Below are 26,576 nucleotides of genomic sequence, written 5' to 3'. Positions count from 1 at the left end.
ATGATCGCGCAATCGACCACCGACGTCCTGATCGTCGGGGCCGGACCCACCGGCACAGCCCTGGCCATCGACCTGATCCGCCGCAAAGTCGCGGTCCGCCTCATCGATAAGGAACCCAACGCATTTCACGGCTCCCGCGCGAAGGGCTTGCAGCCACGCACCCTGGAAGTCTTCGAAGACCTCGGCGTCCTCCCCGATGTCCTCAATCAGGGCAGCCTGTATCCGAAGATGGGGATCCACCTTGGCCCGGTGACACTCCCGTGGCGGATGATAGACCAAGGCCAGCAGGGCCCCGACGTGCCGTACCCCGATACTTGGCTGATCCCGCAAAATGCCACGGTGCGCGCACTGCACGACCGGCTCGAGAGGTTAGGCGGGCGCGTTGAACTCGACATCGAACTCACCGAATTCAGCGTCGACCTCCCCGGGGTCACCGCACGCGTAGCCGGCCCAGACGGGGTCGAGCAGATCACCGCCCGTTACCTGGTCGGTGCTGATGGCGGTAGCAGCCAGGTCCGCAAAACCGTCGGTATCGACTTCGGAGGCTCCACCGATGAAGCCGACCGGATCCTCATCGTTGACGCAGCCGTCGACGGCGATCTGTCCCGCACATATTGGCACGTCTGGCCCGGGCCCGGTGGACGGTTCGCAGGCGCGTGCCCGCTGCCCTACTCACCCCTGTTTCAATGGATGATCCGACTGGCACCTGGCGAAGAACCTCCCACCACAGCGGCCGAGATCACCGCCAAGGTACGCTCACTGACCCGAAACAAGAAGCTGACGCTGCGAGACATTGTGTGGCAGTCGGTATTTCGACCCAATATCCGCTTGGCGCAACAGTATCGCCGAGGATCGGTTCTGCTGGCCGGGGATGCCGCCCACGTCCATACACCTGCTGGAGCGCAAGGCTTGAACACTGGTGTCGGTGACGCCTACAACCTCGGCTGGAAACTCGCGCAAGTGCTCGCCGGCGCCGACGATGCCCTGCTCGACTCCTACGAGTCCGAACGACAGCCCATAGCCGCCGGAGTGCTGGGACTGTCGACGAAGAAATACGACGGCCTGGGCAAACTCGATCCCAAGAGCGTGCGGCGCGGCAAGGATGAAAAACAGCTCACGTTGACCTACCACGGCGGACCGTTGGCACCGCTGTCGACGGACAAGACCGCGACCCTGCGAGTCGGCGACCGCGCCCCCGACGCCGATCTCGTCACAGGCGATGGGACACGGTTGCGGTTGTTCGAGGCCTACGCCGGCCCGCAGTTCACCGCGATCGCCTACGGAGAGCACGCCGCCTCGGCGCTTTCCGAACTTGACTGGCCCAGCACCGGCGCTGGCCTGACCCGTCTCACCGTCGACGCGGCAACTACCGAAACCACCAGCGATTCCGATACATTCGATCACGTGCTCAGCGACCCGACTGCCGAGTTCGCACGCATCTACGGCCTGACCCGCGACGCGCTGCTTCTAATCCGGCCGGACGGCTACATCGGCCACATCGCCACCCACGACATCACCCGATCAACCCGCGTCGCAGTACTGGCAGTGACACCCCACACCTGAACGCCCCGCCCCATCGCCGATGCCCCACGGTGATGACAAGGCTCGCCAACCACTGCGGTCGGGCCTCGCGTTCCTCGCCAACGAGAACTTTGTGACCGATGGAGTCGACTCCGAAACCCCGGACGGGTCCTACCCGACAATATGTATGTGGGGCACAGCTTGCGGGTGGCCCGAGTTACTGCGGCTCAAACCCCTGCGCGAGTTCGGACCCGCCGGTTCGCTTCGGGATTACACCTGCAGCGCCGCCCTGCGATCGCGCAAGTGACGGCACGGATGCCACTCCTGGTCAGCGCCGGTAGAGTGATGCGATGCCTCATGAGGACATCGGCGTGATCGCGGTAGTAGATCGCTTTAGGCCGCCGAGTCCGGCCTAAAGATCGCATCCAGGTCGGGCAGCGGGCGCGAGCATACGGCCGAAGCTTCACGGGCAGTCATGCCGAACGTTCGTAACACGCTTGCAGTGACGGAGTCGGCAGCCTGAGCATCGTCGCGCTCGGGTTCTTGGTTCAGCAGCGCACCCAGGCCCAAGATGGCTCCGGCCGCCATAGCCAACGCTAGGTGCGGATCATCAACCTTGAACCGACCCGCGAAGACGGCCGCTTCGATATCACGTAAGGCACGCGGCGCTAGACCTCGGTCCGAGGACATTAACTGCACGCCGTTGGCCAGCAGGATCTGACTCTCGCGCGGACGGCGGCGGAACAGGCGACCCGTGAGCCGGAACCTGGTCGCGAAAGTCTCGGCGGGATCCTTGATGTCGGAGGTCAAAGCGTCGAGGACCGCACCGTGCGCATCGAGTGCTTCAGCGACCAGGTCCACCCTCTCTGAACTTCATTGCAGTGACAGAAACATCATTCATGACATAGATCATCGTTCATGACGATATCGTCAGTACTGGCGGTACGGTATGCATATGACGTCGCTATGTACCTTCGCTCCCGCCCGCGCGTCCTACCTACAAAGTGGCGACCGCCGACAGGCGGCACCACACCTCCAAAGAACCCAGCGGACCGAACTATGACGGAGGAAACACCATGACCACGCCAAGCGACCCTTTGGTACCAGCCGATTCCAGCGCAGAGGTATTCGACGTAATGGTCGTCGGGTTGGGTCCCTCCGGGGCCGCTGCCGCCAATGCTGCCGGCCAGCTGGGATTGCGCACGCTGGTTGTCGAACGCGATCTGGCCATCTTCGCCCGGCAACGTGCAATCGCGCTTGACGACGAGGCACTGCGTGCGATCGACAATCTGGGGCTCTATGACATGGTCACTGGTCACATGCACCTCGGCGTCACAGCACGCTTCATCGGACTCAACGGAAAGCCGTTCATCACCGGACCCACCCGTTACACCGGATACCCGGTGGCCAACTTCTTCCACCAACCGTCGCTGGAAGAGGCCCTGCGCGAGGGACTTAAACGGTGGCCCCTTGTAGAGGTGATGGCCGGCTGGAGCGCCGAATTCGTACACCAAGACGATCACGGGGTCACTATGCGGCTCGTCGGTCCCGACGGCAACGACCGTCTGCTGCGGTCGCGCTACGTGCTGGCCTGCGACGGCGGTAGCAGCCCGCTCCGCAAACAGTTGGGTATTGAGTTCGCGGGCAAGTCTTACTCCGAGCAGTGGATGGATGTGCAAGCCCGTACCAAGCGGACCCTGCACCGGGATCCACACTTCGACTTCGTATGTTCGCCAACCCGCCCCGGTGTCCGATGCCCCTGCCCTGGCGGCTACTACCGCTGGGAGTGGCGCATCAATCCTGGCGAAGACGCTGAGGCCATGCTTGAGCCTTCGAATGTCTGGCGCATGCTCGCAGCGGAGGGAATCACTTCCGACGACGTCGAGATCGCCCGCACGTGGTCCTACACTTTCCATGTCCGCAAAGCCCGGCACTGGCGCAAGGGACGCGTGTTGCTACTCGGTGACGCTGCCCATGTCATGCCGCCGTTCGCCGGTCAAGGCATCTCTGGCGCATTCCGCGACGCCGCCAACGTCGTGTGGAAGGTGCACGCCGTGGTACGCGGCTACGCCGGCGATGAACTCCTCGACAGTTACCAAGCCGAACGCGAACCGCACCACGACTCCATGACCAAGCGAGCCGTACTCCTTGGTCGACTGGTCATGCCGCCCAATCGAGCAATTGCCCGCTTGCGCGACATCGCGTTTCGAGTCGCCGCGAAAGTACCTGGTGTTGCCGATGGCATCACACGCAAAGTCGTCGAACCGACGCCTCTGGGCTCCGGCTGCCTGTCAGAGCCGCCGCGCAGACGTTCCCCCGTCGGCTATCTGCTCGCTCCAGCGCGGGTGGCAGCGGCGCAGGCACAGCAGACGGGCATCGATCACGTGCTGGGTCTGGGTTGGAGCATATTAGGTTTGGACATCGATCCATGTGCGGGTATGTCTGCTGAAAACAGAACCGCCTGGCAGCGGCTCGGGACTCGGTTCCTGACACTGCGCCCCGGCACGTCGGTGGTGAGCGACGGCGAACTGGGCGACCCCACCGGCCAGCTCTGGAATGCTATGACCGCCAACGGTGCCCGCTACCTGGTGGTGCGACCTGATCGCTACGTCTATCAAACCACTGACGACGTTACCACCATCGGGCCACCCAGGTTTTACTTTCCGTCCCCTTCCCGCCACATCAAAGAACAGGCCTCCGCATGAATTGGTTATTTATCGCGATATCGATCATCTATGCCCTAATGTGTCTGGCGCCGGCGACGATGAAACTCAGCGGCACCGCACAAATGAGAGCCGCCGCTGAGCACGCTGGGCTGCCCTGGACCCGCTTCCGCGCCATCGGCCTCCTCGAATTGGCGGCTGCGGCCGGCCTACTGATCGGAATCTACTGGCGCCCAATCGGACTCGCCGCAGCGCTCGGAATGACGGCGCTGCTTACTGGCGCGCTGATATTCCACAAGCGCGCCAGTGACAAGTTCGGCGACTACGTGGCCGCCCTCGTGTTCTTAGTCGTATCCATTATTTACCTTGCCTTCTGGCTATCAGTGTGAGGCTTTGGACCTAGCTCTCATCCATCAGCATGAACTGATAGAAACGAGGAACCGCATGCCTCAGACAGTGCGCGGTGTGATTTCCCGGAGTAAGAAGCAGCCCGTCGATTTGGTCGACATCGTGATCCCCGATCCGGGCCCCAGTGAAGTGGTGGTCGACATCATCGCGTGCGGTGTGTGTCATACCGACCTGGACCTACCGTGAGGGCGGGATCAACGACGAGTACCCGTTCCTGCTGGGCCACGAGGCCGCCGGCACCGTGGAAACCATCGGCGACGGTGTCACCCACGTCGAGGTCGGCGACTTCGTCATCCTGAACTGGCGCGCGGTGTGCGGCGAATGCCGGGCCTGCAAGCGCGGCCGCCCGCACCTGTGCTTCGACACCTACAACGCCACCCAGAAGATGACGCTGACCGACGGCACCGAGCTGTCCCCCGCACTCGGCATCGGCGCCTTCGCCGACAAGACGCTCGTACACCAGGGCCAGTGCACCAAAGTTGATTCCGAGGCCGACCCCGCCGTCGCCGGGCTCCTGGGTTGCGGTGTGATGGCCGGCCTGGGCGCGGTGGTCAACACCGGCGCGGTCGGGCGTGATGACACGGTGGCCGTCATCGGCTGCGGCGGTGTCGGTGACGCCGCGATCGCCGGCGCTGCCCTGGTCGGGGCCAAGAAGATCATCGCGGTGGACACCGACAACCGGAAGCTGGAGTGGGCGCGCGGGTTCGGGGCCACCCACACCATCAATGCCAAAGAGTTCGACGTCGTCGAGACCATCCAGGACCTCACCGACGGCTTCGGCGCCGACGTGGTGATCGACGCCGTCGGACGCCCCGAGACCTGGAAGCAGGCCTTCTACGCCCGCGACCTGGCAGGCACCGTCGTCCTGGTCGGCGTACCGACCCCGGACATGACACTGGAGATGCCGCTGGTCGACTTCTTCTCCCGAGGCGGCTCCCTGAAATCGTCCTGGTACGGCGACTGCCTGCCCGAACGCGACTTCCCCACCCTGATCAGCCTTTACCGCCAGGGCCGGTTGCCGTTGGAGAAGTTCGTCTCCGAACGCATCGGCCTGGACGCCATCGAGGACGCATTCCACAAGATGCACGCCGGCGAGGTACTTCGATCGGTGGTGATCCTCTGATCGCAAATCTGTGGAAGGACCCAGCAATTACTTGCCGTGAACGGCGCATTGTGGCGAATGAGCTTGCGAAAGGACCCCTCTCGTCAAGCGACCCAACCATGTCGAACGTGGTTCATCGGCCTTGCATCGGTCACGGTACGAACATCGCCGTCATGAATGGCATGCCTTGTGTGCAGACTGATGAACATCTGTTCGGCATGTATCCCGCGCGGGTGGGCCATTGATTACCGCAGAGGCACGGGCGTGAAAGGAACGCTCAGCGTGACCGGTCGCGCAGCCCCGCTCATGCACTGTGAAGTAATCCCGGCGCATTCCGATGTCGGCTGACATCCGCCTTCTTGCCAGTCTGTTCGTCGGCAAAGCAGAAGCCGGTGCGATGTCGACTGAGGGCATGATAACGGACGACTCCGCGCCGACACTAAAGTTCATCCGCACTGAAACCCGACTTAGCGACCATTGACCGCCGCTACCGCCTCCTGACGCCCTATTCCACCGCCAGCTCCCGCAGCTCCCTCGTTCGGCCCTATCGCCGATTGGCGGGTCAGAATGGCCGCCGCCCTGCCCGCGTCACTTGTACGCACTGCTGCGGCGGTCGAGTTTGGCCCTGCTTCCGACGAAGTTGGGCGACCGCGGCGGTTTCCGGGTACCGGAGATGTAGACCATCGTCGGTGGGCCTTATAGAGCTCTCGGCGCAGATGGCCGGGCTCTCGCGTCGAGGCGGCGGTTCCCCCGGACCAGGGAGGGTCGGCTCCGACCCTCGACTACCTCCCGCTTGTGGGAGATATCGGCAACCTGCTCGTAGAGTGGTTTTGCCCCTAAGCGAAGGGCGTGATGGTGACGGAGATAGAGGTGGCGGCACCGTCTGAGACGATGACGAGTTTAGGCGCGTTGCGTGCAGAGACCGCGTGTCCGCCTTCGATGGTCACGTCGTACCCGTTGGGGTAGTGCGCACTGGGTACCGACAGAATCGTGCGTGAACCGGTGGCGAAACGGCCATGGCCGTCGGCTCTCGTAGTGGTATAGCTGAAATGAAAGACGCCGTTCTCACCGAGCGACATTGCGGTGGGGGTGCCGGCAACGACCTGAGCGTACGGTCTGGTCAGGATCACCAGGTTAGTCGAGTTGACATTGTCGCCGATCAACGGTTTACGGGGATCATCAACGAGCCATTCGACGGTTCCGTCGATGCCGCGGTACCCGGTGTTCGCATATGACCATTCGGTCCAGCTGAGCAGGTATTGGTCGGCCGGGCGCAGGGTTTGGTTGAGTGAGGAGAGGCTGCTCGAGGATCCGAACTCGGTCATGGCCGCAGGTATGTTGTGCGCTTTGGCGTAAGCGTAGGCCGTGTTGGCGATGCCCTTGACGTCGGGCATCACGAGGCCGTTAAGGTTCAAAAAGGCGTAGTCGTGAAACGACAGTGCGGTGTTGGGGTCGTGGACTGTACCCAACCGTATCGGCACTGTGGCGCTAGCCAGGACGCTGGGTTCGAAAAAGATCGTCACGTCCGGGTTGACGCTGCGGATCGCCGCAGCTACCTGATCGTAGAATGGGGTCAGTTGTTGGGCTTCGTGGTACGAGCTACCCAAGATCGAGGGTAGGAACTGGTTGCCCGGTAAGGGTTCGTTCATAATCTCGATGCCCAAGATGTCAGGATTGCCGTTGAAGTGGTCGGCTAGGTACTGGACCATTTTCGCGTACTCGTTAAGTTGCCCGGCCCCGGTCGGGCCCTTGTCGTTGGCCCAGAACCGGTCGATTGCAGCGTTTTTCGCTGAGTCGAAAAACACACTCGCGGGGAAAGGCATGCTCGATGGGGGCAGGCCGCCCGTGACGTAACTGGGCGGCACGTTTTGATGGAGATCGAGCAAGCTGAGAACGCCATGAGCGGCCAGCAGCTGCACCGTCTGGTCCAGTGACTTCAGGTAAGCGGCATCGTAGACGCCGGGCTTGGGCTGCAGAAGCTCCCAATCGACCCCCAATCGCACCACGTTGAAACCATTGGCGGCCAGAAAGGCGGCGTCGTCGTCATCGAACCCTTCTACTGACGGCGGTCTGATCGGATCCCGGATGTCGACGACATTCATCCCGCGCAAGAAAATGACCTTGCCGGCGTTGTCGGTGAACCACTTTCCCGCGGGCTTGACCTTGTTCTGTCCGGGCCTCAGTGTCACACCAGTCTGATTGCCGGCAAGGCCAAATACTCCGTGGCTGCCGAACCACTGCGTGGTGGTCCCACCCGCACCGCCCAACGCAGGTAGCCGACCGGTCTGGCTGCCATCACCGCCATTTCCTCCGCGACCGCCGTCGCCGAACAATCCGGTCACGTTGCCTCCATCACCACCGACACCGCCAAGCCCGCCATCATTTCCGTTGCCGCCACGCCCGCCGATACCGAACAACCACCCGTGCGCGGCACCACCGGATCCGCCGGCCCCACCGACACCCAGCCCGATCCCCGCGCCGCCATTGCCGCCGGCACCACCAACGGGCCACACCAGTCCTTCGGAGTCACCACCTGCACCGCCGTCACCACCGGCTCGCTCAGCTGTTCCGCCGCCCCCGTCACCTCCGGGACCGCCGATCCCGGTGAATGCGCCACCCGCGCCGCCGCTGCCACCAACAGCACCGGCACCCCCCACGCCGCCGGCTCCACCATTGCCGAAAAACCCTCCAGCCCCGCCATTTCCACCGGCAACGCCACTCGCGGTGCTATTCCAGCCCGCTCCGCCAGTACCGAACAACCACCCCGCATCGGTCCCATTCGGACGAGAACCGTCAGTTCCTGCTGCGCCATCGCCAACCGCGTAGGACCACAGAAGCGTGTTGACCACAGCCGCGAACACCTGACCCGTCGAGGACCTCAGCCAGGCACTGGCAGCGTCGTAAATCGGAGTATGGGCGCAAGCGTTTCGTCGGTCCTCGGTGCCGTGCATTGCGCTCGATGAACCATGTTCAGCCATGCGCACGTCCGCAGCCGCCTGTGCCTCACCGGGTCCGCTCGCATAGGTCGAATCCCATGTGGTGTTCGTACCTGTGGTGGCCGCCGCACGGGGTGCAGGCCAGATGGATGTGGGACTCGGATTCGCGAGCATCGCAACGACCATAACCAGCGCTACCGCGCGCCTACCGACACGGCTGTTGAACGGCGAAGTGCCCAAGGGACCATCTCCTCTATGTGGGACAAACGACGCACGACATCGGCCGACACAGTGGCCTTTTCCGTCGACACGCGCATGGGCGGGATGTTGTGGGCTCCGATACGGCGTATGTGAAGTCCGGGATGCCTGACTATTTGGCGGCAGAACTGGCGCGGCGTGGTTGCCGCTTAGGGCGGTCAGCATCGACGAGTAGGCTTATGAGCGAACGCAGTTCGCCCTGCACATCGACACTGCGATTGTCGAGCAACCACTGCAGCAGCAAGCCTTCCCATGCGGCGATAGTCAGAATTGCTGCGCTGCCGGGACTGACACCTGGTTGCAACCGCCCTTCATTATCGAGGTCTGTGAAGGCCTCCGTGAGGTCCCGCCGTACGGTGTCGTATCGGCGAACGACGAATTCATGAGCTGGATGCCCCGAGTCGGTTGCTTCGGCAGCGAGGCGGCTGAACAGCTCTGCGTAGATCCTCGTTTGATCGTCCACGAGGTCGACGGCCTGAAGTAGTGCTTCAAGCGCGTCGGTCGCGGACCTCAGGCTGGCGCGGGTCCGCAACTCACGTTGCTCGAACAAAGCAAGAAGCAGCGCGGTCTTGCTCGGAAAATGATGTAGCACCGTGGCTTCAGCCATACCTGCGTGATTGGCGATCGCCCGTACCGTGCCTGAGGTGAAGCCCATGCGTGTGAAAACGTGCAACGCCGCAGCCAGTATTCGGTCTCTGCGCACCGCCGATTTGGCGTACGCCCCACGAGAGCCGCTGCGGGGTGCCCGTCGGTCGTCATCGGAAATCTCTGTGCGCACGCCGCGCTCCTCGCTCACAAAACCAAGTATACATTCGAGTTTCGCGGTTCCGTCAATACGACGATGTGGTCACTGATGGTCAGGTGGGTGCAACCTGGCTACTGCGACGACGAAGTCGATGTAGTGGTGCGGGATCTCGTCTAGCAGACAGTGGGTTCCGATTCATGCGCTGCAACGGGTAGAACTGCAGCCGTGCGGCTCGGAGAATCAAGACCGGTGAACGTACAGTACCGCCGTCGCGTGTGCTCGGGAACGGCCGGGGCAGTTGTCCCGACGCGAGATGCTGGGATCTACTGTCCACCTTAAGGTTTCTTAGCATTGATCTGTGTCGACGGCGACGCGCACTCACGTGTACTCCCCTAGGCATGCGGCGTCGACGAGGATGCGAGGGTGACACCAAGTACAAGTACACGTTGCCTGAGGACAGGCTCGACGACAATCACTGTCCGCGACGAGTTGATCGGGTTTAGGCCTCGCAGCGGCGCCCCGCCCGACTCACGGCGCGTCGGCGGCAGCGTGTGACGGCGCGTTTAGATGTGATGGCCGCGGATGACGCGGCGCTGACAGCGAAATACATTGTGCCCATGCGCAAACCGTGTATCCCGGGATCTTTGCCATCGGCGACGCGACCACGGTCACCTCCCCATCCGGGCGCCCACTACCGAAAGCCGCAATCTTCGCCAAAAACGGAGCCGCGGCCGCAACCGCGAACATCTTGCGCTACCTCAACAAGACCAACCACGCGAGCTCACTGTCAGGTGACGGGTACTACTTCATCGACACCGGCGCGCACACCTCCGCTCAAGGCAAAGGCGACTTCTTCGCCCTCCCCCACCCCGCGAGTCACCTCACCGCCCTCTCGACGGAGCTACACAAGAGCAAACAGCAGGAAGAAGAAGACTGGCGCACCCTCTTGGGAGTGCGTAAACTCCGCCGCCGACTAGCTCACCTCCAGCCCCCGGTCACAACGTCGACCCGTGCTGCCTCGCACTTCTCCGAAGGGGTGGGTCGTTCGTGGTGGGCGACCTTGTCCGACAGACCGTGCCGCTACGCGCGTGTGCAGCATTTTCCACCGACACGTCGGCACCGCCACGTTCAACAATGAACGATGACAGCATCTGTGCACGGTGCTGGGCGCGGACGACCATCTGGTGTGCGGTCACCGACAACCGTGCGGAAGGGCTCATCAAACGCTCGCAGTGATACCCGGAATGTCGGATTTCCCGTAGCACCGTGATTGCAATGTCGCGCGGCACGTCGAAGTTGCAGCGTCACCGTGATCGGCATCTTTGTCACACCGCGAGGTCAGGCTACCGAGCACTACGCATCGCGGTGGGGTCTCACCGGTTTGCCATGCCAGCCGACGCGGCATGTGGAGATTCTTACCTCGAGCGCGAAAGGTGCTCTGCACCGGATTCTGCTTGACATCGCGAGCCGACGACGCGCGAGAGCTGTGGGACGCACCCGCCGCGCGTCGAGAACACGTGTCCACAAGTGACGCCACAATGGCGAAACGGGCTTCCCGTCTGCCGGCAACAGGCCCGGCAGACGGGAAGCGATCGTCATGCTGTCAGTGCTGCGCTGACCGTGACCACGACGGTGTTCGCCCCGCCGTCCGAGGCGATCACGAGTTGTGAGGCGTTGGGTGCCGAGACGACGTGTCCACCGGTGACTGTCACCCGGTAGCCGTTCGGATACTGCACCGCTGGCACCGCGATGACCGTTTGGGAACCAGCGGCGAATTGACCGAGGCCGTCGACTCTTTCGGTGGAGTAGCTGAATTGGAAGGTTCCTTTATCAAAGGAGAACCCGCCGGGGGTGCCGGCGACAAGTTGGGGATATGGCTTTGACAGCGTCGCCAAGGTCGCCGTGTTCACGTTGTCGCCCACCAGCGGCTGGCTGGGATCGTTCACCAGCCACTCTGGGGTGCCGTCGATGCCGCCGAAGCCCGTGTTGCTGTAGCTCCACTCCGTCCAGCCGATCAAGTCGTGGTCAGCCGGCGTCACTGTCCGATTGATGGAGGATTGGTTGATGCTCGATCCGAATTCGGTCATGAAGGCCGGGATTCCATGTGCCCGTGCATATTTGGCTGCGTTGTTCTCGATCGTGCGGACAAACGGCAGCACACCCAAGGGGCCGAGGTTGACGTACGCGTAGTTGTGGAACGAGAAGACGCTGTTCGAATCGTTCACCGTTCCCAGGCGTATGGGCACCATGGCGGTGGCCAGAAAGCTGGGCTCGTAAAAGATCGTGGCCGTCGTGTTGACGCTCCGGATCGCCGCTGCGACCTGGTTGTAGAACGGGGTGAGCTGTTGTCCTTCGAAGTAGCCGCTGCCGAAGATGCTCGGCAAGGTCTGGTTTCCTGGTAGCGGCTCGTTCATGATTTCGATGCCCAGCACGCCGGGGTTGCCGTTGAAGTAGCCCGCAAGGTGCTGCATCATTTGCGCGTAATTATTCTGCAGTCCAACGCCGTTGGATGCATCTTGGTTCTTCCAGAACATGTCTAAGGCGTGGTTCTGCGCAGGATCGAAGAACAGGCTGATCGGGAAGGGCAACTTCGAGGGAGGCAGTGGGCCGCCGGTCGCCCAGTCGGGCCCTACGTTTTGGTGCATGTCGAGCAGGGTGACGATGCCGTGATCGGACAGGGTTTGCACTGTCTGCTGAATCGACGCCAAGTAAGCGTCGTCATAGACGCCGGGATGGGGCTGCAAACGCGACCAGTCAACACCCACTCGCACCACGTTGAAACCGTTGGCCGCAAGGAACGCCGCGTCGTCGTCGCCGAACCCGGCCTCCTCCGGTGTGGAAAGCGGCGGGTTGATGTCCACCTGGTTTGTCCCGTGCAGAATGACGGCGTTGCCGTTGACGTCGGTCAGCCAGGTACCGGTCGTCCCGAGCGGGAGCACTGATCCGCCCGGGATCGTGGTCCCCGCCGGTGGGGTGAGCGTGATTCCGGCCTGGGTGCCGGCGCTGCCGACCGCACCGTGGCTGCCGAATCCGGGCGCGGTTTGTCCCCCGGCCCCGCCCAAGGCGGGCAAGTGTCCGGTCTGATCGCCGTTGCCGCCGTCGCCACCTCGGCCGCCATTGCCGAGCAACCCCGTCGCGTTCCCACCGTCGCCACCGGCTCCGCCGACGCCGCCGTCATGGCCGTCGCCGCCGGTGCCACCGACTCCGAAGAACACCCCTGGCGCGTTTCCGCCGTGACCGCCGGCACCCCCGGCGCCATCGGCCACAGCGACACCCCCGTCGCCACCGGTGCCACCGATGCCCATGAATCTTCCTCCGGCACCGCCGCTGCCACCGGCCGCACCAGCGCCACCGGCGCCACCGTCTCCGAAGATCCCTGCAGAGCCACCTTTGCCTCCGGCAACACCAGCCGCGGTGCTGGTCCAGCCGCGCCCGCCATCGCCGAAGATCCACCCTGCGGCAGTGCCATTAGGGTCGGCTGCACTCGTGCCGTCTGAGCCGTCACCGATAGCGTAGGACCTGAGCACAGTGTTGACCACGGCAGCGAACCGTTGGCCAGCGGCGGTGTTGATCCAGTGCTCAAGTGCGGCATGGATCGGCGCGTAAAGGTAGAGGTGAACCAGTTCCGGGAGGTTTGCGGGCGCCGGTCGAGGCGCTGCAGGTGCGAACTGCGCCGCAGCCGTGGCCATGTTGGCCGACGCCAGCGCCTGGCTGGCAACGATCTGCGTTGTCGGTTGCGCGGTCGTTGCGGGGCCTGATAGTTCGCGCCGCGCCGCCGCCGCCACCACCCATGACGTGGGCGACTCCGCCGGCACTTTCGGCGAAGTTCCGCCCAGCGGATCCATCGCCTGGGTGATCAGCTTTGTCATCGTCGTTGTGACGTGCACTGAGCCGACCGCAGGCTTGACCGGCTCGGGCTTGTTCGTCACAGCCGACGGCAAATTCGTCCCGGAAGCCTCGGATGTCGGCGATGCCCCCTCGACGGTGGGTGCGTCGACGCTACCGGATGCGGGAGTCTCGACGGTGCCTGACGGAGTGTTCGACGGCGGCGCGCCACTGTCCCCGGACGGGGAGGGCTCGTTGCCCTGCGATTTGGATGGCTCAATGCCTTGCGACGAGGAACCATCCGCAACGGACGAGGACTTCCCGATCTTGCTGCGGGGCAAGGGCTTTGGATGATTTGACTTCGAGGCATTCCCCGATGCCGAACCGGAATCGTGCTTTTTGCCTGACGAGGCTGGCGAGGTGTGCGGCGCTTCAGAACCTTCCGACGCACCGTTGGCCAACCCTCCCCCCGGTGTTCCGCCATGCGTCGACTCGCCACCGTTCGCACTGCTACCAGCTGACGACGATGAACCCGATCCCGATCCACCGGATGCGGGTTCGGCCCAGGCGATCCCGCTGCCAGTGAAGATGGCAGCGCCGACGCCCAAGGCGGCCGCCAAACCTCCAACACGACCTATGTAGCGTGTAGCGCTCATGCATCCTCCTCATCATTGACAAGTGACGCACGACACACTGGCAGCGGCGCCACTCGGGAGCCACCGCTACGTCCACTGAACGGGAGGTTCCCCTCAGAGAGGGTGCCGCACGGTATCCCGCTCACCGGACGGCTGAACGGCAGGCGTAGACATCGGCTGCCAGAGTTCCCATGGCTCAATGCGTCAGGGGCCGGTGTGGAAAGGGCGACATGAAAGTACTGCTGCTGAGTATCGCAGTCGTGTGTGGGTTGGCGGGGGCACCTGGGGCCTTTGCGGAGACACCGTATGGCAACTTCGAGCTACGTATCCAAGGTCGGTACGACTTTCACACCTGGATTTGGGCGCTATCCGGATGCGGGGGTGACTGTGTTCATGTTCAGGCGATACCCCAACCCGTCGGCAGGGCCTTCCCCTACCAGGGGTACGCCCAGTTGATGGACGGCCGGTATACCCTTGTCGTCGACATACCCGACGGATTACGCTGCGGCAATGTCTATTACGGATCGACGATAGCCACTCGCGACGCCTATTCTTGGGATGCCTTCACCCACAGCGGGACGCTGTCTTCATCGTTCGCTGCAGGGTGTGACGGTTCGCCGGGTGGAACCTTCACCTACCCGTTCGACCTGACCCTGATGTGACGTCGGAGCCGTTGGCCGGTTGCCGGGTTGGTATTTCGAGGCAAGGCCGCCGGACTCACCCCCGGACTCATGGGGTGCTGATACATCTGGCCGGGATGGCGTGAATCATGGCACGCACCCGAGGTTCGTCCCGATTGCCCCGATATCCGTTTAGCCATCCATGCAGTTCGCAGATGACACCGGGGATGACGGACTCGTGGTAATCGATGACCAATTGGATGATGTCTGCCAGGGCGTCAAAGGTGTCACCGCAACCCAGCGAGCAGTACATCGCTGCCCGGTCTTGCGCTGAGATGCGTTCAGCGAGTTGCTCGGCCAGCTGCCATGCGACGCGATCCGCCCTCGTGCTTCTCACGGCCGATCACCCGGCGTCGGTGGTCTGAGCTGCCATTGTTTTGGCATCCATCCCGCCGAGTGATCCCGTTCCGATCTCCGCGTTGTGCGCGTGGGCGAAGTGATGCAGCCCAAAGACGCCTTCCATTCCGTTCCGCAAACCCATCTGATCTTCACACTGATTGACGGCACGCTTCGTCAGTGCGAGTCCGAACGACGGCATCTGCCCAATCCGCTCGGCAAACTTGAGCGTCGCCTGCTCCAGATGCTGCCGGGGCACAACCTGATTGACCATGCCCACTTCGTACGCCCGCTGAGCGGTGAAACGGTCGGCGGTGAAAAGGATCTCCTTGGCGAACCGCGTCCCGAGGACCCACGGATGCGCAAAATACTCGACGCCGGGGATACCCATGCGCACTACCGGGTCTGCAAAGAATGCGTCGTCGGCGGCAACCACGAGGTCGCACACCCAGGCCAGCATCAGGCCGCCGGCAATGCACGCGCCCTGCACCATTGCGATCATCGGTTTAGGTATCTCACGCCAGCGACGGCACATGCCGAGATAGACCTCCATCTCGCGTGCGTAACGCTGATCGCCACCGTGCTTATCCACGTGGTCCCACCACAGCGCGGCCTTGTTGTCATAGGACACGTGATGGTCGCGTTCCGGGGTACCGATGTCGTGACCGGCGCTGAAATGGTCTCCGCTGCCGGCGAGAACGATTGCACCAACGGCATCGTCGGCGATGGCACGTTGAAAGGCAGCGTCCAACGCGTAGGTCATGACCGAGTTTTGCGCGTTTCGGTACCGGGGTCGGTTCATCGTCACCACTGCGACACGCCCTTTGACCTTATAGGTCACAACGTCGCCCTCAAAAGTCGTCATGTCAGCCCTCCGCCGCATCCTCGCATCCGCATTCAGGATGCGTAGCTCCACTCCCACGACCGCGTCCGATTTCCACTCACCGGGAGTCGGACGGATCACATACGGATGGCTGTCACACCGGATCAAAAGACGAGATACGCCACATGCCATCGACTTTGGTAAGTCCCACCTTGATGCTGCTAGCGGTCTGCGCGGGCACCGGGTTGTCGCGGCTGGTGGTGTTCTGGTTCAGAAAGATCAGGACCTGGGCGGTATCCTGACGCGCTTCGATGGTGGCTGCCCGGACCACCGTTGCGCTGGCATGGACGTCCTTCTGTCGGGCGGCCGGCACCAAGATCTCCTCGGCGAAGTTGCTGTAGTAGGTCAGGAACTCCCCGGTCAAATGGGCTCGGGCGGCCGCGAGATCCTGGTCCAAACTGTTGGGTGCATAGGACAACAACGCCACAGAAGCTTCCGCTGCGGCGTCGGCCGCCTGAGTGGCCGCAGCGGTGACATCCCGGTCCTCACGATGCGGACCGAAATATGTGGCCGCCGCGACGCCGACGGAACACAGCAGGAAGCTGATGACGATCAGAGCGCGCCATCGCCCTGCTACTGCACGGAGCAGCGTCCACACGCCTCGGGCGGGAGGCTTGGCGCAGTCGACGACAGCCATGAGCTCGTCTACATCGGTGCTCACGGGACGAACTCCACCTTCGTCAGCTTGATTTGCTCGCCGTCCTGGACCATGTCGACACTGAGACGCCAGTTTCGTGGTTGCTGGTTTGCACCGGCGGAGTTGCTGACCGTCGTAGCAGCCGCGACAAGAACGGTCGCCGAGTTCGCAGCCATCACTTGCACGGCTTCTGCCTGTGCCGTCGCCTTCGTGACTGCTTTGGACGCCTGCGCCGTTTTGACGAAGTCTTCGGCCTCAACCTGAAAATCATCGCGGAACTGCCCAGCGGAGTTGTCGATGATCTGGCGGACATTCTCCTGAGCCTTGGCGCTGTCGATCGACATCAAGGTAATCACTGCTTGCGCAGCGGCCGCAGCGAACTCGTCGCGGCGCTGCCTCTCCAACTCTGCCGCACGATGGCCCCACCACATGTACCCGCTGGCCGCGAACAACGCGGTGCCCGCGAGCATGGCGACGAGCGCAACGACCGTCGAGCGCGAGAGCCGCCACCACCGCTTGACCGGCGACGTCCCGTCGGCGGAGTCTGGGGTTTGGTCGTCGGTTTCGCGACGCAGGCTCGCCGCGCGAGCACGCACCGCGGCTACATCCTCGGTCGCCTGCGTGGATGACACCAGGGCATCTCCTTCGAGAGTGCCTGTCGTACAGGCCGTCTGCGTGGCACGGCGGAGGAGCCGCATGATTTACCTCCAGAGCAGGGTGCCGTAGGTCGGATGCAATCACCACCGTCGCCAGGCCGATGATGTGACCGCTGCCACACGCTAACCGCGCACCGTCCGGCCGCTGGATCCCTGTCCCGCCCAGCGGTCATTGCCGAAGTCGCCGCTGCGAAGTATCACCAGTGTCTCAGTGAACATAGTGCGCCGCGAGGACCTTCAGCGCGGTCGACTGCCACGCCGTCGACGGATAATCGACAGCGAAAAGTCTGTCCGTCACGTACTGCCGGACCCGCCGCGCTGACCGTGACCATCGCCCACTGCGCGGGGTCGTCCAGCATCGTTTCGTGTACCCACAGTGTGCCCGGCGTGAGGCGGACGTCGTCCTTTGGACTGAACGGGTATGGGTTGTGGCTGTATTCGACCCAATTGGGTGGGTCGACGTCGCGGTAGTAGATGTCGGCGTCGGCGGGCTGATCGGACGACACGGTATAGGTCACCCGATGCATCGAAACCTCGTCGTCGGCCCGAACGACGGCGATCGGGCCGGCTCCCAAGGCCACGCCGACCGCGATGCAACTCACTCCACGGCGGCAGATCGTTCTCACCGCAACACCGTTGCGGTCACGCATCGCCACGAACCCACCGCGTCATACCGTCGACGGCCACACAGCTCAGAAAGAGTCCGTCAAGTCCCTGCGCGACGGCGTTGAGGGAACCTTCGCACGACGTGTTCTCTACTCGAACGCCTTTCAGTGGCGGGGATCGGAAATATCGAGGCTCATACCGGCGCGGTGATCCGCAGAACACCAATCGGCCCCAGGACGTCGTCCCGAACACGTAGTGCTCGGTGTCTGTGCAGGTGGCCCCGAGGGTGACGCCACCGGAGATGCCAGGTACACAGGAAGGGTCGTTGCACTCCTCGGGCGCCGCGGCGGCGCCGGCCGGGCTGAGAACGCCCGCAATGAGAACCGCTATCGCTGCTGCCGCCGATAACCGCATGCGCGACACCATGCCACCGCCTACGTAATTCTCCATCCTGTTGCCCGCTAGGTGGGAGATCGACCGCCAGCGAGCCGCGTGCGGGTCACAGTGAACTGCCGCCGGCAGGCAGAAGCATCTGCTGGCAAGTTCGCGCGGACGAAGGAGCAGCGATGTGGCTGTCTAGGACCTCGGTTTTCGTGGGCGTGCTGTCTGCCTCGACGCTTGGAGCGTCTCACCAGCCGGTGGCTGAAGCAGCGCCTCAGTGGGGCCTCAACGGTACGTATCTCGCCACCTCGAACGGAGAGTGGGCGAAGACCAACGACATCTACCACGACGAGACCAGCATCCGCAGTACCTGGACCATCGCTACGACGTGCAGTTACCCCGGGGAATGCACCGGCTCCGTGAACAGTGAATTTGGTTGGAGTGCAGCGATATACCAGAAAAGCGGCGTCTGGTATGTCAAGAAAATGGTGAACAAGTGGCAACCGTGTCCCGATGGGAGCGCCGGCCCGGGCCTCCAGGTGTTCCGATTCTATCCGGCGACCACCGATGGCAGTGGGATGGACCCGGCGTCGACCACCTTGTTGGGTGAGGACTCGACGACCGGCATCAGTGGTTCGTGCGGCAGCAGCAAGGTGGTATTCATCACCATGCCGTTCAAGCTGGTCAAGACCGCCTGAGCCGCTGCGTTCATCGCCGCCGTTGCATGTCGGATCAGCTGGGAAACAGGTCTTTCCAAGTCCTCTCGCCCGTGTGCGCTACCAAGTCGGATTGGCGGTACACCGCTCCATCAGGGGTGGCGTACTGGCCGGTACCCGGATCGTAGGTGGCGACCGCCACTGACGGTCCCGCAGATCGATTGGGCTGGAACGCACTCGGTGCGGCTGGGACGGCGCCCGGGTCAGGTAGCAGTCCAGGTTCGGCGGGCGGTGTCGGCTCGGGGGGCAACGGCACCTCCGCAGGTGCTCGCGGTGCCCCGTCGCCCGGCGGGAGCGGTGTGCCTTGCGAGGGTCCGTAGATCTCTGCGTCGTGATCGACGCGGGAATCCGGCGGCACGCCCTGGGCGAGCAGGTTCGGGTCAATCGGGTAGGGACCGAGCGCGTGCTGACGCATGGCCAGGGGTTCGTAGGGCTTGTCGCTGTCACAGATTTCGACGGTAGGCGCACGTTTACCGGGATTGCCCATGCACGGATAGTTGCGCGCACCGCGCACCCCGATCGGGGAGTCTTGGGGCAGCTTGCAATACAGGCCGTCCGGCGTGTCAACGTCGCTGGTGTCTTCGGGTGAGCGCCACTGCGACGGCGGCAGGAATCCGACGGTGCAGGCAGGCGGGTCACCGATGTTCAGGGTAAAGTCGCCCAACGACATTCCCGAGGGGTTGTTCTTCGGTGCACCGTAAGCCTGCGTGGAGGCGACGACGGGGGGCAGCAGCACCAGCAGCTGCTCCAACGAAGGGTGATAGGTGACCGCCACCTGGCCGATACTGGCCAGGTTGGCCAACAGCACCGGCAGGGTGGGCTTGACCTGATTGAACAGCCGACTGGCCTCGTCCGCGGCACCCGGTCCATCTTTGAGTAGCGTCCGTACCTGTGGGTCGTTGGTGACCAGTTGCTTGCTGATGCCGGCGACGCTGCGCGCCCATGCGCGGATGGCGTCAGCCGATTCGGCCTGTCCGTCGAGTAGAGGGCCGCTGTCGTCGATGAGCGTGCGGGTTTGGTCGGCGGCGGCGTTGGCGTCGGTGATCAGCCGTGACGAGGAGTCCAGCAGGGAGCCGATGTCCGGCCCGGCACCGTTGAAGCCCTTGAATGTTTCGTCGAGCAGTGGACGGATCTTGTCTTTCGGGATGCTGCCGATCAGCGCACTGACCTGATCGAGCATCGGCCCGACGGCTTGCGGGATCGAGGTTCGGGAAGCCGGGATGGTCGACCCGTCGTGCAGGAAAGGTCCCGATTCGTTGCGTGGCTGCAGATCCACGTACTGCTCACCGACCGCTGACACGCTCAGAACGGCAGCGTGCAAGTCAGCCGGGACTTTCGGGGAAGTGTTCAACGACAAGGTGGCTTCCGCACCGTCACGGGTAGGTCGCACATCGGTGACCTTCCCGACCTGCACACCGCGGTAGGTGACGTTCGAGAACTGGTACAGCCCACCGGTGCCGGGCAGTTGCAGGGTCACCGTCATCCGTCCGATGCCCAACAAGGTGGGCGCCTGCAGGTACACCACGACCATCACGGCCAAGCCGATGACGGAGGCGACCGAGAAGATGACCAGCTGGGTGCGGATCAATCGGGTGAGCATTAGTTGCCTCCTGCTTGTGCAGCTTGAAACCCCGGCGCCGGTGCCGGCGACGGATCCTGCGCATTTGTGGAAGGGTCCTGTGCTGCAGGCGAGTCGACCAGCGCCGGCATCGTCGCGACGGCGGTCGGCGCGGGAGTCAGCGGCATGTTCAGTGGATCTTTGGTGTAGTTCGCATACCAGGGATCCCCCGGAGCGGGAACAAGTGGAGCACCTTCCTGGCCCCACCGGGTCCCCAGGAAGAGGCCTCTCTTGAGTCGCGGAATGGTGAAGTCGAACGTGATGAACTCGTTCAGATAGTCACCACGGATGGCCCGGTCGATGAAATTCTGCGGGTAGGGATAAGTCGGCACGAACGCCAGATCGGCCCCCAGATTAGGGCCTACGTCGGCGAGCGCCCGCACGGTCGGTTCGAGGTTGCGCAGATTGGTCACCAGATCGTCCTGGGTGGCCGTGATCAGCTTCGTCGCCGTGTCGCTGAAGTGGCCGAACTTTTGCAGCGCCGTAGTGATCCGGGGCCGCTCCCTGACGAGCACTTCTAGTGCCGGTGGAATGCGTTGCAAGGCTTGGCTGATGACGTCACTCTGCCCGGCTAGCGTGCCCGACAACCGGTTCAGTGCGGCGATGGAGGCGTTGATGTCCTCGCGCTGGTCGGCGAACACGCTCACGATCTTGTCCAGGCGGGTGAGCAGATCGCGAATCTTGCCCTGGCGTCCGTCGAGTGCGGCGCTGAATTCGCCGACCAATTCCCCCACCTTGCCCAACCCGCCGCCGTTGACGAGCACTGACAACGAAGACAGCGTTTGCTCCGTCGACGGGTAGGTCGAGGTGCGGTTCAGGCTGAGGGTTGCCCCTGGGGAGAGCTGTCCGGTCGGTGGCTGGCCCACCACCGGGTCCAAGGCAATGTGCATAGAACCCAGCAGACTGGTCTGGCCCACCCTCGCCACTGCGTTCGCCGGGATGACGACGTCCGGCTTGACGGAGATCTCGACGTCGGCGTGCCAGTCTCGGACCCGCATCCGAGACACGCTGCCCACGACTACGTCACTCACCATCACCGGTGAGTTCGCTTCCAAGGTGCCGACATTCGTCAGCTCGAGGTGATAGATCGTGGCGTCGGAACCGCGTCCCACGGTGCCCGGCAATGGCAACGAATTGAGGCCGTTGAACGTGCACCCGGTCAGGGCCAGCACCGCGCAACCGCCGATCGCGCTCAGCTGGCTCACGACTCGACGGGTGCTCATGGCATGCCTCCTGGCTGCGGCGACGTGGTCGGCGGCCCGGCTTCGGCGGGAAGCAGCATGTCGCGCAACGTGCGTGGCGACTGGTCGGGCACGCCGGGCGCGACCGGTGCGCCGGGGAATAGCGCCGGGGACGGATTGGCCGGAGCACCGTTGGGAGCGTATGCCCCGGGGGGTCCGGGAGGAGCGCCCCACCCAGCAGGCGGCGGCACATCGCCGGCACCCGTGTAGGCAGATACGGCCGGGGCCGCTGACACGGGCTGGGGCCTTCCACCGGGTCCGCCGGGCGCGATGTTGGGATCGGTGTACACCAGGTTCTCCGGACTCGGAGCCTTGCGCAGATAGGCGTTGAACGGCATGGGTAGATAATTGAAGTTGACCAATGACAGTGCAGGGCCCAGGTATTGGGCACACAGCTTGGACGTCTCGGCTGCGGTGGCGTTCTTGACTGCGGCGATCGCGGAACACACGACGGCTACAGGGTCGGCGAAATTCGACAACGCGAACGCACCGACGGCGGTTCCACTGTCAGGGTTGTAGATGTTGTAGCCGTTGGCGATCGCGTTAGGCGCCACGTGCAGCACGTTTTCGAGTTTGACCTTGTTGTCGACCAAGTTTTGGGTGACATTGTTGAGCCGCTGCAACTGCTCGGCGGTCTGGTCGTGGCTGCCGGCGATGAATCGCCGCACGTCACCCACGGCGGTCGCCAGGTTGGTCAAGGCCGAATCCAGGTCGGAACGGCTGCCGTCGATGACGCTGGTGACGCTGGCCAGTCGATGCTGGAATTCGACGATCTGGGTGTTGCTGTCGCGCAGAGCGGTGACGAAGATCTGCAGGTTCTTGATGATGTCGACGATGTTGCCGCTGCCGTTGGCCAGAATGCGGCCGACCCCGGAAAGCTGGCTGATGGCTTCGTGCAGCTTGGCGCCGTTGCCGTCCATGGCGGACGCCGCACTGTCGATGAATCGGCTCAATGAGGTGGCCGAGGCTCCGCGCACCGGTCCCAGATCGGTGGCCAACCTCATCAACTGGTCTTTGACGGCATCCCATTCGACGGGTACTGCGGTGCGGTGGACGCCGATCTGGGCCCCGTCGGCCAGGACCGGGCCGCTATCCGCGTAAGCCGGCGTCAGTTGAACGTAGCGGGCTGAAACGAGGTTCTGCGCCATGATGATCGCTTTGGCATCAGCCGGTATGGCCACGCCGTGATCGATGGCCATGGCCAGTCTGGCCTGGCCACCGGCAGGTTGAATGTCGGTGATGGTGCCGACCTTGACCCCGGCGACGCGAACCTCGTCGCCGGGATAGATGGCCGTGGCCGAGGTGAAGTCGGCGGTGATGGTAGTCGGGCCGAAGACACTGTGCCGCACGAGTACCGCGGCACCAGCCAGGCCGGCGACCACCAGCACCACGACCGCCGCCCCGCTGATTCGCGTCCGGTATCGGGTGATCATCGGCTTCCTCCCGGAATGCCGTTGTGCGGCCACGGGAATTCCGCTCGCGGCCCGGCGTTGTCCGGCGGCTGACCCGCGTTCGAACCGCGCCGGACGCCGAACGCGTAGTCAAGGAACGGTTGCAGGGTCTGCGATGGCAGCAGGTTACCAACGAAGGCGTTGTAGTAGAAACCGTTGTTCACTGACTCACCCTGTGTCACTTGGTATTTAGCCAGGCCAGCCAACGCGCTGGCAATGTTGTCACGGTTCTTCTCCAGCATCGCGGTCACCGAGTTCATCTTCTGCAGCGTGGGGCCCAATTCTTGTTCGTTGTCACGGACCAGACCGGACAACTGCTGCGACAGTGCCGAAGTGTTGGCCAGCAGGTTGACGATGGCGTATCGACGTTCGTCGAGCACTTCGGTCAGCGCGTTCGCATCAAGCAGCAAGGTGTTGACCTGTTGGCTGCGTTCGGAGAGGATCCCGGTCACATCGGCGGCATTCTTGAGGAGGTTCGCCAGAGACTCGTTGCGACCGTTGATGGTTTGCGACAGATGCGTCAGACCGTCGAAGGTCGGACCGAGTTGCGGAGCCATCCTGTCGATGGTGTCCGACAGAGTGTCCAATGACTGGGTCAGCGCTCCGGTGTCGGTGGCCGCAGTGTTGCCGGTGAAGTCACTGACGGCGTCGGTCAGCGAGTACGGCGACGAGGTGTGGGTCAGCGGGATCGTGTCAGCGGCGTGCAGGGTGCCCCCGCCAGCAGGCTCCAGCGCAAGCATGCGGGCTCCGAGCACCGTCCCGGTGCGGATGTGGGCGGTGGTGTCGGTCCCCAGCCGCACGGTGCTATCGAGGGTGAAGGTCACCAACGCTTTCCCATGGCTGAGGCTGACGTCGGTGACCGTACCTTTGGTCACCCCGGACACCTTGACATCGTTGCCTGGGGTCAGTCCGCCGGCTTCGGCGAACAATGCCCCGTACTTGATCGAGGTGGCCCACGACAGCAGCGCTTGCGGCTGAAGTCCGACGGCGACGATCAGCACGATCAGCACGATGCCGATCAGTCCACTGCGAACCAGTTGCGATCCGCGGTATTTCAGCATCAGGGCTCCCCGCAACGGCCGGTGGTCTGCATTATCCAGGGGAAGTAGGCGGTCCGCCCTTGGAGGTCGGTGACGCGCACATTCATTCCGCAGAGGTACTGGTTGATGAAGCTGCCGTAGGAGCCCAGCCGTACCAGTTTGCGATAGTTCGCGGGTGCCTTCTGCAGTGAAAGGTCGATCCGGGCTTTTGCGTCGTCGTTGTCCAACAGTGGCGCCAGTCTGGTGAGTTGGTCGACGGTGCCGGACAACGGGGGCCGCGCTCGGGTCATCAAGTCAGCCAGGGACGCGGTACCGGTGTCCAGGGCGGTGATGGCCTGCCCGATGGGGTCGCGTTGCTCGGACAGACCGGTGATCAACTCTTGCAGGTGCTGCACCGCGCCGGAGAACTGCTCACCGTTCTTGGCCACTGTCCCAACCACCGTTTGCAGGTTGTCGATCAGTTGCTGCACGGTCTGGCCGTTGTCAGCAAGCGCCTGGGTGAACGACGAGGTCTGCGACAGGAGCGATTCGACGGTCCCGCCCTGACCCTGCAGGATCTGGATGAGCGAGTTGGTCAGGGCATTGACGTTTTGGGCGTTGAGGCCTTGGATGACAGGTTTGAGCCCGCCCAGCAGCATGTCGAGATCAAGCGCGGGCTCGGTGCGTTCGCGGGGAATCCGAGATCCGGGCGGTTGCAGTCGAGTGGAACCGGGGCTGTCGAGCAGTTCGAGATAGCGGTTGCCGACCAGATCCAGATAGCGCACGGCGATCTTGGTGGAGGTGGTCAGCATCACGTCACGATCGGCATCGAAACTCACCAGTACGGTGTTATCGGGTTGCAGCGCAACATCATCGACGGTTCCGATACGAACGCCCGCCACGCGCACCGAGTCGCCGGCCCGCAGGCTGGAGGCGTCCGCAAAGACAGCGGTGTACCCGTTGGTCGATCCCGTACGGAACTGGCCCATGATCACGAACAGCGCGCCGGTCAGTAGCGCCATCGTCACACCGAACACACCGAACTTGATCGCGGTCCCGTAGCGGCCGGTCATCCGGGTTGTCCTATCTGGGCGGTGTTGCGGGGCGGGCCGTCCAGCGGCCCGAACAAGGCCTGCTTGAGTCCTTCGGAGTTCAACAGGATCCCTTGATTCCCGTATTGCGCTGGGTTGGCGTCGATGTCGGTAACCACGAACGGGGGACGTTGTCCGAATCCGACATTCGGCAGATCCATGCACTGAGGCCCGCCGGTCGCGGCCACCTTCGGCAAATTCTTCGGGTAGCGATAGCGTTCGGTTCCCAGCAGGAAGGAATCGAGCAGCATGACCCCTGGCAGCGGCTGGGGCGCGCCCATGGCCAATGGCTCCACGCCTTTGAGCGCGCACGTGAGTGCCGGGTTGTACTGGTTGGTCAGCTCGGTCGTGGGCACCAGCAGGTGCATCACATTAGTCAGGGAGTCGCTGTTGGTCGCCACGACATCATTGCCGATATCGGCCAAACCGATCGCACTGATCAGCAGGGTGTCGAGATCGTGCTGCCGGTCCACGATCGTGTCGCTGAGCTGTGTTGCGTTGCGCACGGTGTTCGTCAGATCGGATGCGGCGTCGGCGTACGCGCCAAATACTTCAGGGGTAGCGGCAATTTCGCGGCTCAGCGTGGACAGGCTCGGATCGATCTTGGCCAACAGAGTGTCGAGATCGACCATGGTCTGGCCCAGCTTGTCACCGCGCCCGTCAAACGCCTGCGCCAGTGCGCCGAGTGTTTCATTGAGCTTTTCAGGCTGAATCTCGGTCAGTACCATCACCAGTTGCTCGAAGACCGTGTTGATCTCCACCGTGACATGCTGGGCATCGAGGACCTGCCCGGGCCGCATCGAGTCCTGTGAGGGTTTCACCGGAGGAACCATGTCGATGTACTTCGCGCCGAATACGGTGCTGGAGGCGATCTGGGCACGTGTATTGGCCGGAATGAGCGACAGTTCATCGGGATTCATCGCCAGTCGAATGGCGGCTTGACCATCGGGGAGGGCATCGATGGCGACGACCTTGCCCACCTGCGCTCCATGCAGCTTGACCTTGGCTTCGGGATTGAGCACCAGACCGGCGCGCGGCGAGATCACCGTAACCGGCACCGTCGCGACCGCACCGCCGCGGAACAGCACGACCGCGCAGGTGATGACGACCGCGGCCACCGCCAGGGCCAACGAACCGGTCAAGAGTCGAACAGCATCACGCGACATCA

Annotated in this window: 22 protein-coding genes and 4 pseudogenes; 8 read left to right on the top strand and 18 right to left on the bottom strand. The window is 63.4% G+C overall.

Annotated elements, in window-relative coordinates:
• A complete protein-coding gene (locus ACXPWS_RS10590; protein WP_458712389.1) occupies positions 1-1,563 on the top strand; it encodes an FAD-dependent monooxygenase in 1,563 nt (520 codons plus the stop codon).
• A 351-nt stretch (positions 1,564-1,914) separates the two neighbouring features.
• On the opposite strand, the pseudogene ACXPWS_RS10585 reads toward ACXPWS_RS10590, so the two are convergent.
• Positions 1,915-2,373, bottom strand: a pseudogene (locus ACXPWS_RS10585) (TetR/AcrR family transcriptional regulator); the annotation flags it as partial.
• Positions 2,374-2,597: 224 nt separating this feature from the next.
• Here ACXPWS_RS10585 and ACXPWS_RS10580 point away from each other — a divergent pair.
• The 3 genes and pseudogenes from ACXPWS_RS10580 (at position 2,598) to ACXPWS_RS10570 (ending at position 5,715) form a co-directional block, all read left to right on the top strand.
• Positions 2,598-4,226, top strand: coding sequence for an FAD-dependent monooxygenase (locus ACXPWS_RS10580; RefSeq protein WP_458712388.1), 1,629 nt, complete (start codon positions 2,598-2,600; stop codon positions 4,224-4,226).
• Positions 4,223-4,573 carry a DoxX family protein gene (locus ACXPWS_RS10575; RefSeq protein ID WP_458712387.1) on the top strand — a complete coding sequence of 117 codons (351 nt, stop codon included), beginning with the start codon at positions 4,223-4,225 and terminating at the stop codon, positions 4,571-4,573. Before ACXPWS_RS10580 ends, ACXPWS_RS10575 begins: the two co-directional genes overlap by 4 nt.
• 55 nt (positions 4,574-4,628) lie before the next feature.
• A pseudogene (locus tag ACXPWS_RS10570) lies at positions 4,629-5,715 on the top strand (S-(hydroxymethyl)mycothiol dehydrogenase).
• A gap of 815 nt (positions 5,716-6,530) precedes the next feature.
• Here the strand turns inward: ACXPWS_RS10570 and ACXPWS_RS10565 are convergent.
• The 4 genes and pseudogenes from ACXPWS_RS10565 to ACXPWS_RS10550 all read right to left on the bottom strand — a co-directional run bounded on the left by ACXPWS_RS10565 (position 6,531) and on the right by ACXPWS_RS10550 (position 9,684).
• Positions 6,531-8,036, bottom strand: coding sequence for a cellulase family glycosylhydrolase (locus ACXPWS_RS10565; RefSeq protein ID WP_458713486.1), 1,506 nt, complete (start codon positions 8,034-8,036; stop codon positions 6,531-6,533).
• Positions 8,033-8,413: a hypothetical protein gene (locus ACXPWS_RS10560; RefSeq protein ID WP_458713792.1), complete on the bottom strand. Its 381-nt coding sequence runs from the start codon at positions 8,411-8,413 to the stop codon at positions 8,033-8,035. Before ACXPWS_RS10560 ends, ACXPWS_RS10565 begins: the two co-directional genes overlap by 4 nt.
• A pseudogene (locus ACXPWS_RS10555) lies at positions 8,367-8,645 on the bottom strand (PGRS repeat-containing protein); the annotation flags it as partial. The gene ACXPWS_RS10560 and the pseudogene ACXPWS_RS10555, both read right to left, overlap by 47 nt.
• Before the next feature lie 355 nt (positions 8,646-9,000).
• Positions 9,001-9,684: a TetR/AcrR family transcriptional regulator gene (locus tag ACXPWS_RS10550; RefSeq protein ID WP_458712386.1), complete on the bottom strand. Its 684-nt coding sequence runs from the start codon at positions 9,682-9,684 to the stop codon at positions 9,001-9,003.
• 571 nt (positions 9,685-10,255) lie between these two features.
• On the opposite strand from ACXPWS_RS10550, the pseudogene ACXPWS_RS10545 reads away from it, so the two are divergent.
• A pseudogene (locus tag ACXPWS_RS10545) lies at positions 10,256-10,579 on the top strand (NAD(P)/FAD-dependent oxidoreductase); the annotation flags it as partial.
• A gap of 649 nt (positions 10,580-11,228) precedes the next feature.
• Here ACXPWS_RS10545 and ACXPWS_RS10540 read toward each other — a convergent pair.
• Positions 11,229-13,502, bottom strand: coding sequence for a cellulase family glycosylhydrolase (locus tag ACXPWS_RS10540; RefSeq protein WP_458712385.1), 2,274 nt, complete (start codon positions 13,500-13,502; stop codon positions 11,229-11,231).
• Here ACXPWS_RS10540 and ACXPWS_RS10535 point away from each other — a divergent pair.
• The gene (locus tag ACXPWS_RS10535) at positions 13,486-13,812 is read left to right on the top strand and encodes a hypothetical protein (RefSeq protein ID WP_458712384.1); all 327 of its coding nucleotides are present in this window, start codon (positions 13,486-13,488) and stop codon (positions 13,810-13,812) included. The genes ACXPWS_RS10540 and ACXPWS_RS10535 overlap by 17 nt on opposite strands.
• Before the next feature lie 511 nt (positions 13,813-14,323).
• Positions 14,324-14,755, top strand: coding sequence for a hypothetical protein (locus ACXPWS_RS10530; RefSeq protein WP_458712383.1), 432 nt, complete (start codon positions 14,324-14,326; stop codon positions 14,753-14,755).
• 67 nt (positions 14,756-14,822) lie between these two features.
• On the opposite strand, the gene ACXPWS_RS10525 is transcribed toward ACXPWS_RS10530, so the two are convergent.
• From ACXPWS_RS10525 to ACXPWS_RS10500, 6 genes are all read right to left on the bottom strand, one after another.
• Positions 14,823-15,110 (bottom strand): hypothetical protein, encoded by a 288-nt coding sequence (locus ACXPWS_RS10525; RefSeq protein ID WP_458712382.1) that lies wholly within the window; start codon positions 15,108-15,110, stop codon positions 14,823-14,825.
• Between the two features lie 6 nt (positions 15,111-15,116).
• On the bottom strand, positions 15,117-15,974 hold the full coding sequence (locus ACXPWS_RS10520; protein ID WP_458712381.1) for an enoyl-CoA hydratase: 858 nt from the start codon (positions 15,972-15,974) through the stop codon (positions 15,117-15,119).
• A 112-nt stretch (positions 15,975-16,086) separates the two neighbouring features.
• Positions 16,087-16,653 carry a twin-arginine translocation pathway signal gene (locus ACXPWS_RS10515; RefSeq protein ID WP_458712380.1) on the bottom strand — a complete coding sequence of 189 codons (567 nt, stop codon included), beginning with the start codon at positions 16,651-16,653 and terminating at the stop codon, positions 16,087-16,089.
• Positions 16,650-17,261, bottom strand: coding sequence for a hypothetical protein (locus ACXPWS_RS10510; protein ID WP_458712379.1), 612 nt, complete (start codon positions 17,259-17,261; stop codon positions 16,650-16,652). The genes ACXPWS_RS10515 and ACXPWS_RS10510 overlap by 4 nt, the downstream gene beginning before the upstream one ends.
• Before the next feature lie 221 nt (positions 17,262-17,482).
• Positions 17,483-17,911: a hypothetical protein gene (locus tag ACXPWS_RS10505; protein WP_458712378.1), complete on the bottom strand. Its 429-nt coding sequence runs from the start codon at positions 17,909-17,911 to the stop codon at positions 17,483-17,485.
• Positions 17,912-17,927: 16 nt separating this feature from the next.
• The gene (locus ACXPWS_RS10500; RefSeq protein WP_458712377.1) at positions 17,928-18,305 is read right to left on the bottom strand and encodes a hypothetical protein; all 378 of its coding nucleotides are present in this window, start codon (positions 18,303-18,305) and stop codon (positions 17,928-17,930) included.
• Between the two features lie 152 nt (positions 18,306-18,457).
• On the opposite strand from ACXPWS_RS10500, the gene ACXPWS_RS10495 reads away from it, so the two are divergent.
• Positions 18,458-18,970 (top strand): Rv2253/PknI dimerization domain-containing protein, encoded by a 513-nt coding sequence (locus tag ACXPWS_RS10495; RefSeq protein WP_458712376.1) that lies wholly within the window; start codon positions 18,458-18,460, stop codon positions 18,968-18,970.
• A 34-nt stretch (positions 18,971-19,004) separates the two neighbouring features.
• Here ACXPWS_RS10495 and ACXPWS_RS10490 read toward each other — a convergent pair whose 3' ends face one another.
• Genes ACXPWS_RS10490 through ACXPWS_RS10465 form a run of 6 tightly spaced genes read right to left on the bottom strand, consistent with a single transcriptional unit; the run spans position 19,005 to position 26,574 of the window.
• Entirely contained in the window at positions 19,005-20,588 is a 1,584-nt protein-coding gene (locus tag ACXPWS_RS10490) for an MCE family protein (RefSeq protein ID WP_458712375.1), read from the bottom strand.
• A complete protein-coding gene (locus tag ACXPWS_RS10485) occupies positions 20,588-21,829 on the bottom strand; it encodes an MCE family protein (RefSeq protein ID WP_458712374.1) in 1,242 nt (413 codons plus the stop codon). The genes ACXPWS_RS10490 and ACXPWS_RS10485 overlap by 1 nt, the downstream gene beginning before the upstream one ends.
• Positions 21,826-23,280: an MCE family protein gene (locus ACXPWS_RS10480; RefSeq protein WP_458712373.1), complete on the bottom strand. Its 1,455-nt coding sequence runs from the start codon at positions 23,278-23,280 to the stop codon at positions 21,826-21,828. Before ACXPWS_RS10480 ends, ACXPWS_RS10485 begins: the two co-directional genes overlap by 4 nt.
• Positions 23,277-24,359 carry an MCE family protein gene (locus ACXPWS_RS10475; protein WP_458712372.1) on the bottom strand — a complete coding sequence of 361 codons (1,083 nt, stop codon included), beginning with the start codon at positions 24,357-24,359 and terminating at the stop codon, positions 23,277-23,279. The genes ACXPWS_RS10480 and ACXPWS_RS10475 overlap by 4 nt, the downstream gene beginning before the upstream one ends.
• Positions 24,359-25,390, bottom strand: coding sequence for an MCE family protein (locus ACXPWS_RS10470; protein ID WP_458712371.1), 1,032 nt, complete (start codon positions 25,388-25,390; stop codon positions 24,359-24,361). Before ACXPWS_RS10470 ends, ACXPWS_RS10475 begins: the two co-directional genes overlap by 1 nt.
• On the bottom strand, positions 25,387-26,574 hold the full coding sequence (locus ACXPWS_RS10465) for an MCE family protein (RefSeq protein ID WP_458712370.1): 1,188 nt from the start codon (positions 26,572-26,574) through the stop codon (positions 25,387-25,389). The genes ACXPWS_RS10470 and ACXPWS_RS10465 overlap by 4 nt, the downstream gene beginning before the upstream one ends.
• Between the last annotated feature and the right edge of the window lie 2 nt (positions 26,575-26,576).

Source organism: Mycobacterium sp. BMJ-28, assembly GCF_054404835.1.
The sequence above is the reverse complement of the archived record's forward strand: the minus strand, read 5'-3'. Positions and strand labels throughout refer to the sequence as shown.

Coding starts and splice junctions, on each gene's coding strand:
- ACXPWS_RS10485 (WP_458712374.1), bottom strand. CDS start 21,829: ATGAGCACCCGTCGAGTCGTGAGCCAGCTGAGCGCGATCGGCGGTTGC.
- ACXPWS_RS10530 (WP_458712383.1), top strand. CDS start 14,324: ATGAAAGTACTGCTGCTGAGTATCGCAGTCGTGTGTGGGTTGGCGGGG.
- ACXPWS_RS10575 (WP_458712387.1), top strand. CDS start 4,223: ATGAATTGGTTATTTATCGCGATATCGATCATCTATGCCCTAATGTGT.
- ACXPWS_RS10465 (WP_458712370.1), bottom strand. CDS start 26,574: ATGTCGCGTGATGCTGTTCGACTCTTGACCGGTTCGTTGGCCCTGGCG.
- ACXPWS_RS10540 (WP_458712385.1), bottom strand. CDS start 13,502: ATGACAAAGCTGATCACCCAGGCGATGGATCCGCTGGGCGGAACTTCG.
- ACXPWS_RS10500 (WP_458712377.1), bottom strand. CDS start 18,305: ATGCGGTTATCGGCGGCAGCAGCGATAGCGGTTCTCATTGCGGGCGTT.
- ACXPWS_RS10580 (WP_458712388.1), top strand. CDS start 2,598: ATGACCACGCCAAGCGACCCTTTGGTACCAGCCGATTCCAGCGCAGAG.
- ACXPWS_RS10495 (WP_458712376.1), top strand. CDS start 18,458: ATGTGGCTGTCTAGGACCTCGGTTTTCGTGGGCGTGCTGTCTGCCTCG.
- ACXPWS_RS10590 (WP_458712389.1), top strand. CDS start 1: ATGATCGCGCAATCGACCACCGACGTCCTGATCGTCGGGGCCGGACCC.
- ACXPWS_RS10520 (WP_458712381.1), bottom strand. CDS start 15,974: ATGACGACTTTTGAGGGCGACGTTGTGACCTATAAGGTCAAAGGGCGT.
- ACXPWS_RS10490 (WP_458712375.1), bottom strand. CDS start 20,588: ATGCTCACCCGATTGATCCGCACCCAGCTGGTCATCTTCTCGGTCGCC.
- ACXPWS_RS10480 (WP_458712373.1), bottom strand. CDS start 23,280: ATGATCACCCGATACCGGACGCGAATCAGCGGGGCGGCGGTCGTGGTG.
- ACXPWS_RS10475 (WP_458712372.1), bottom strand. CDS start 24,359: ATGCTGAAATACCGCGGATCGCAACTGGTTCGCAGTGGACTGATCGGC.
- ACXPWS_RS10470 (WP_458712371.1), bottom strand. CDS start 25,390: ATGACCGGCCGCTACGGGACCGCGATCAAGTTCGGTGTGTTCGGTGTG.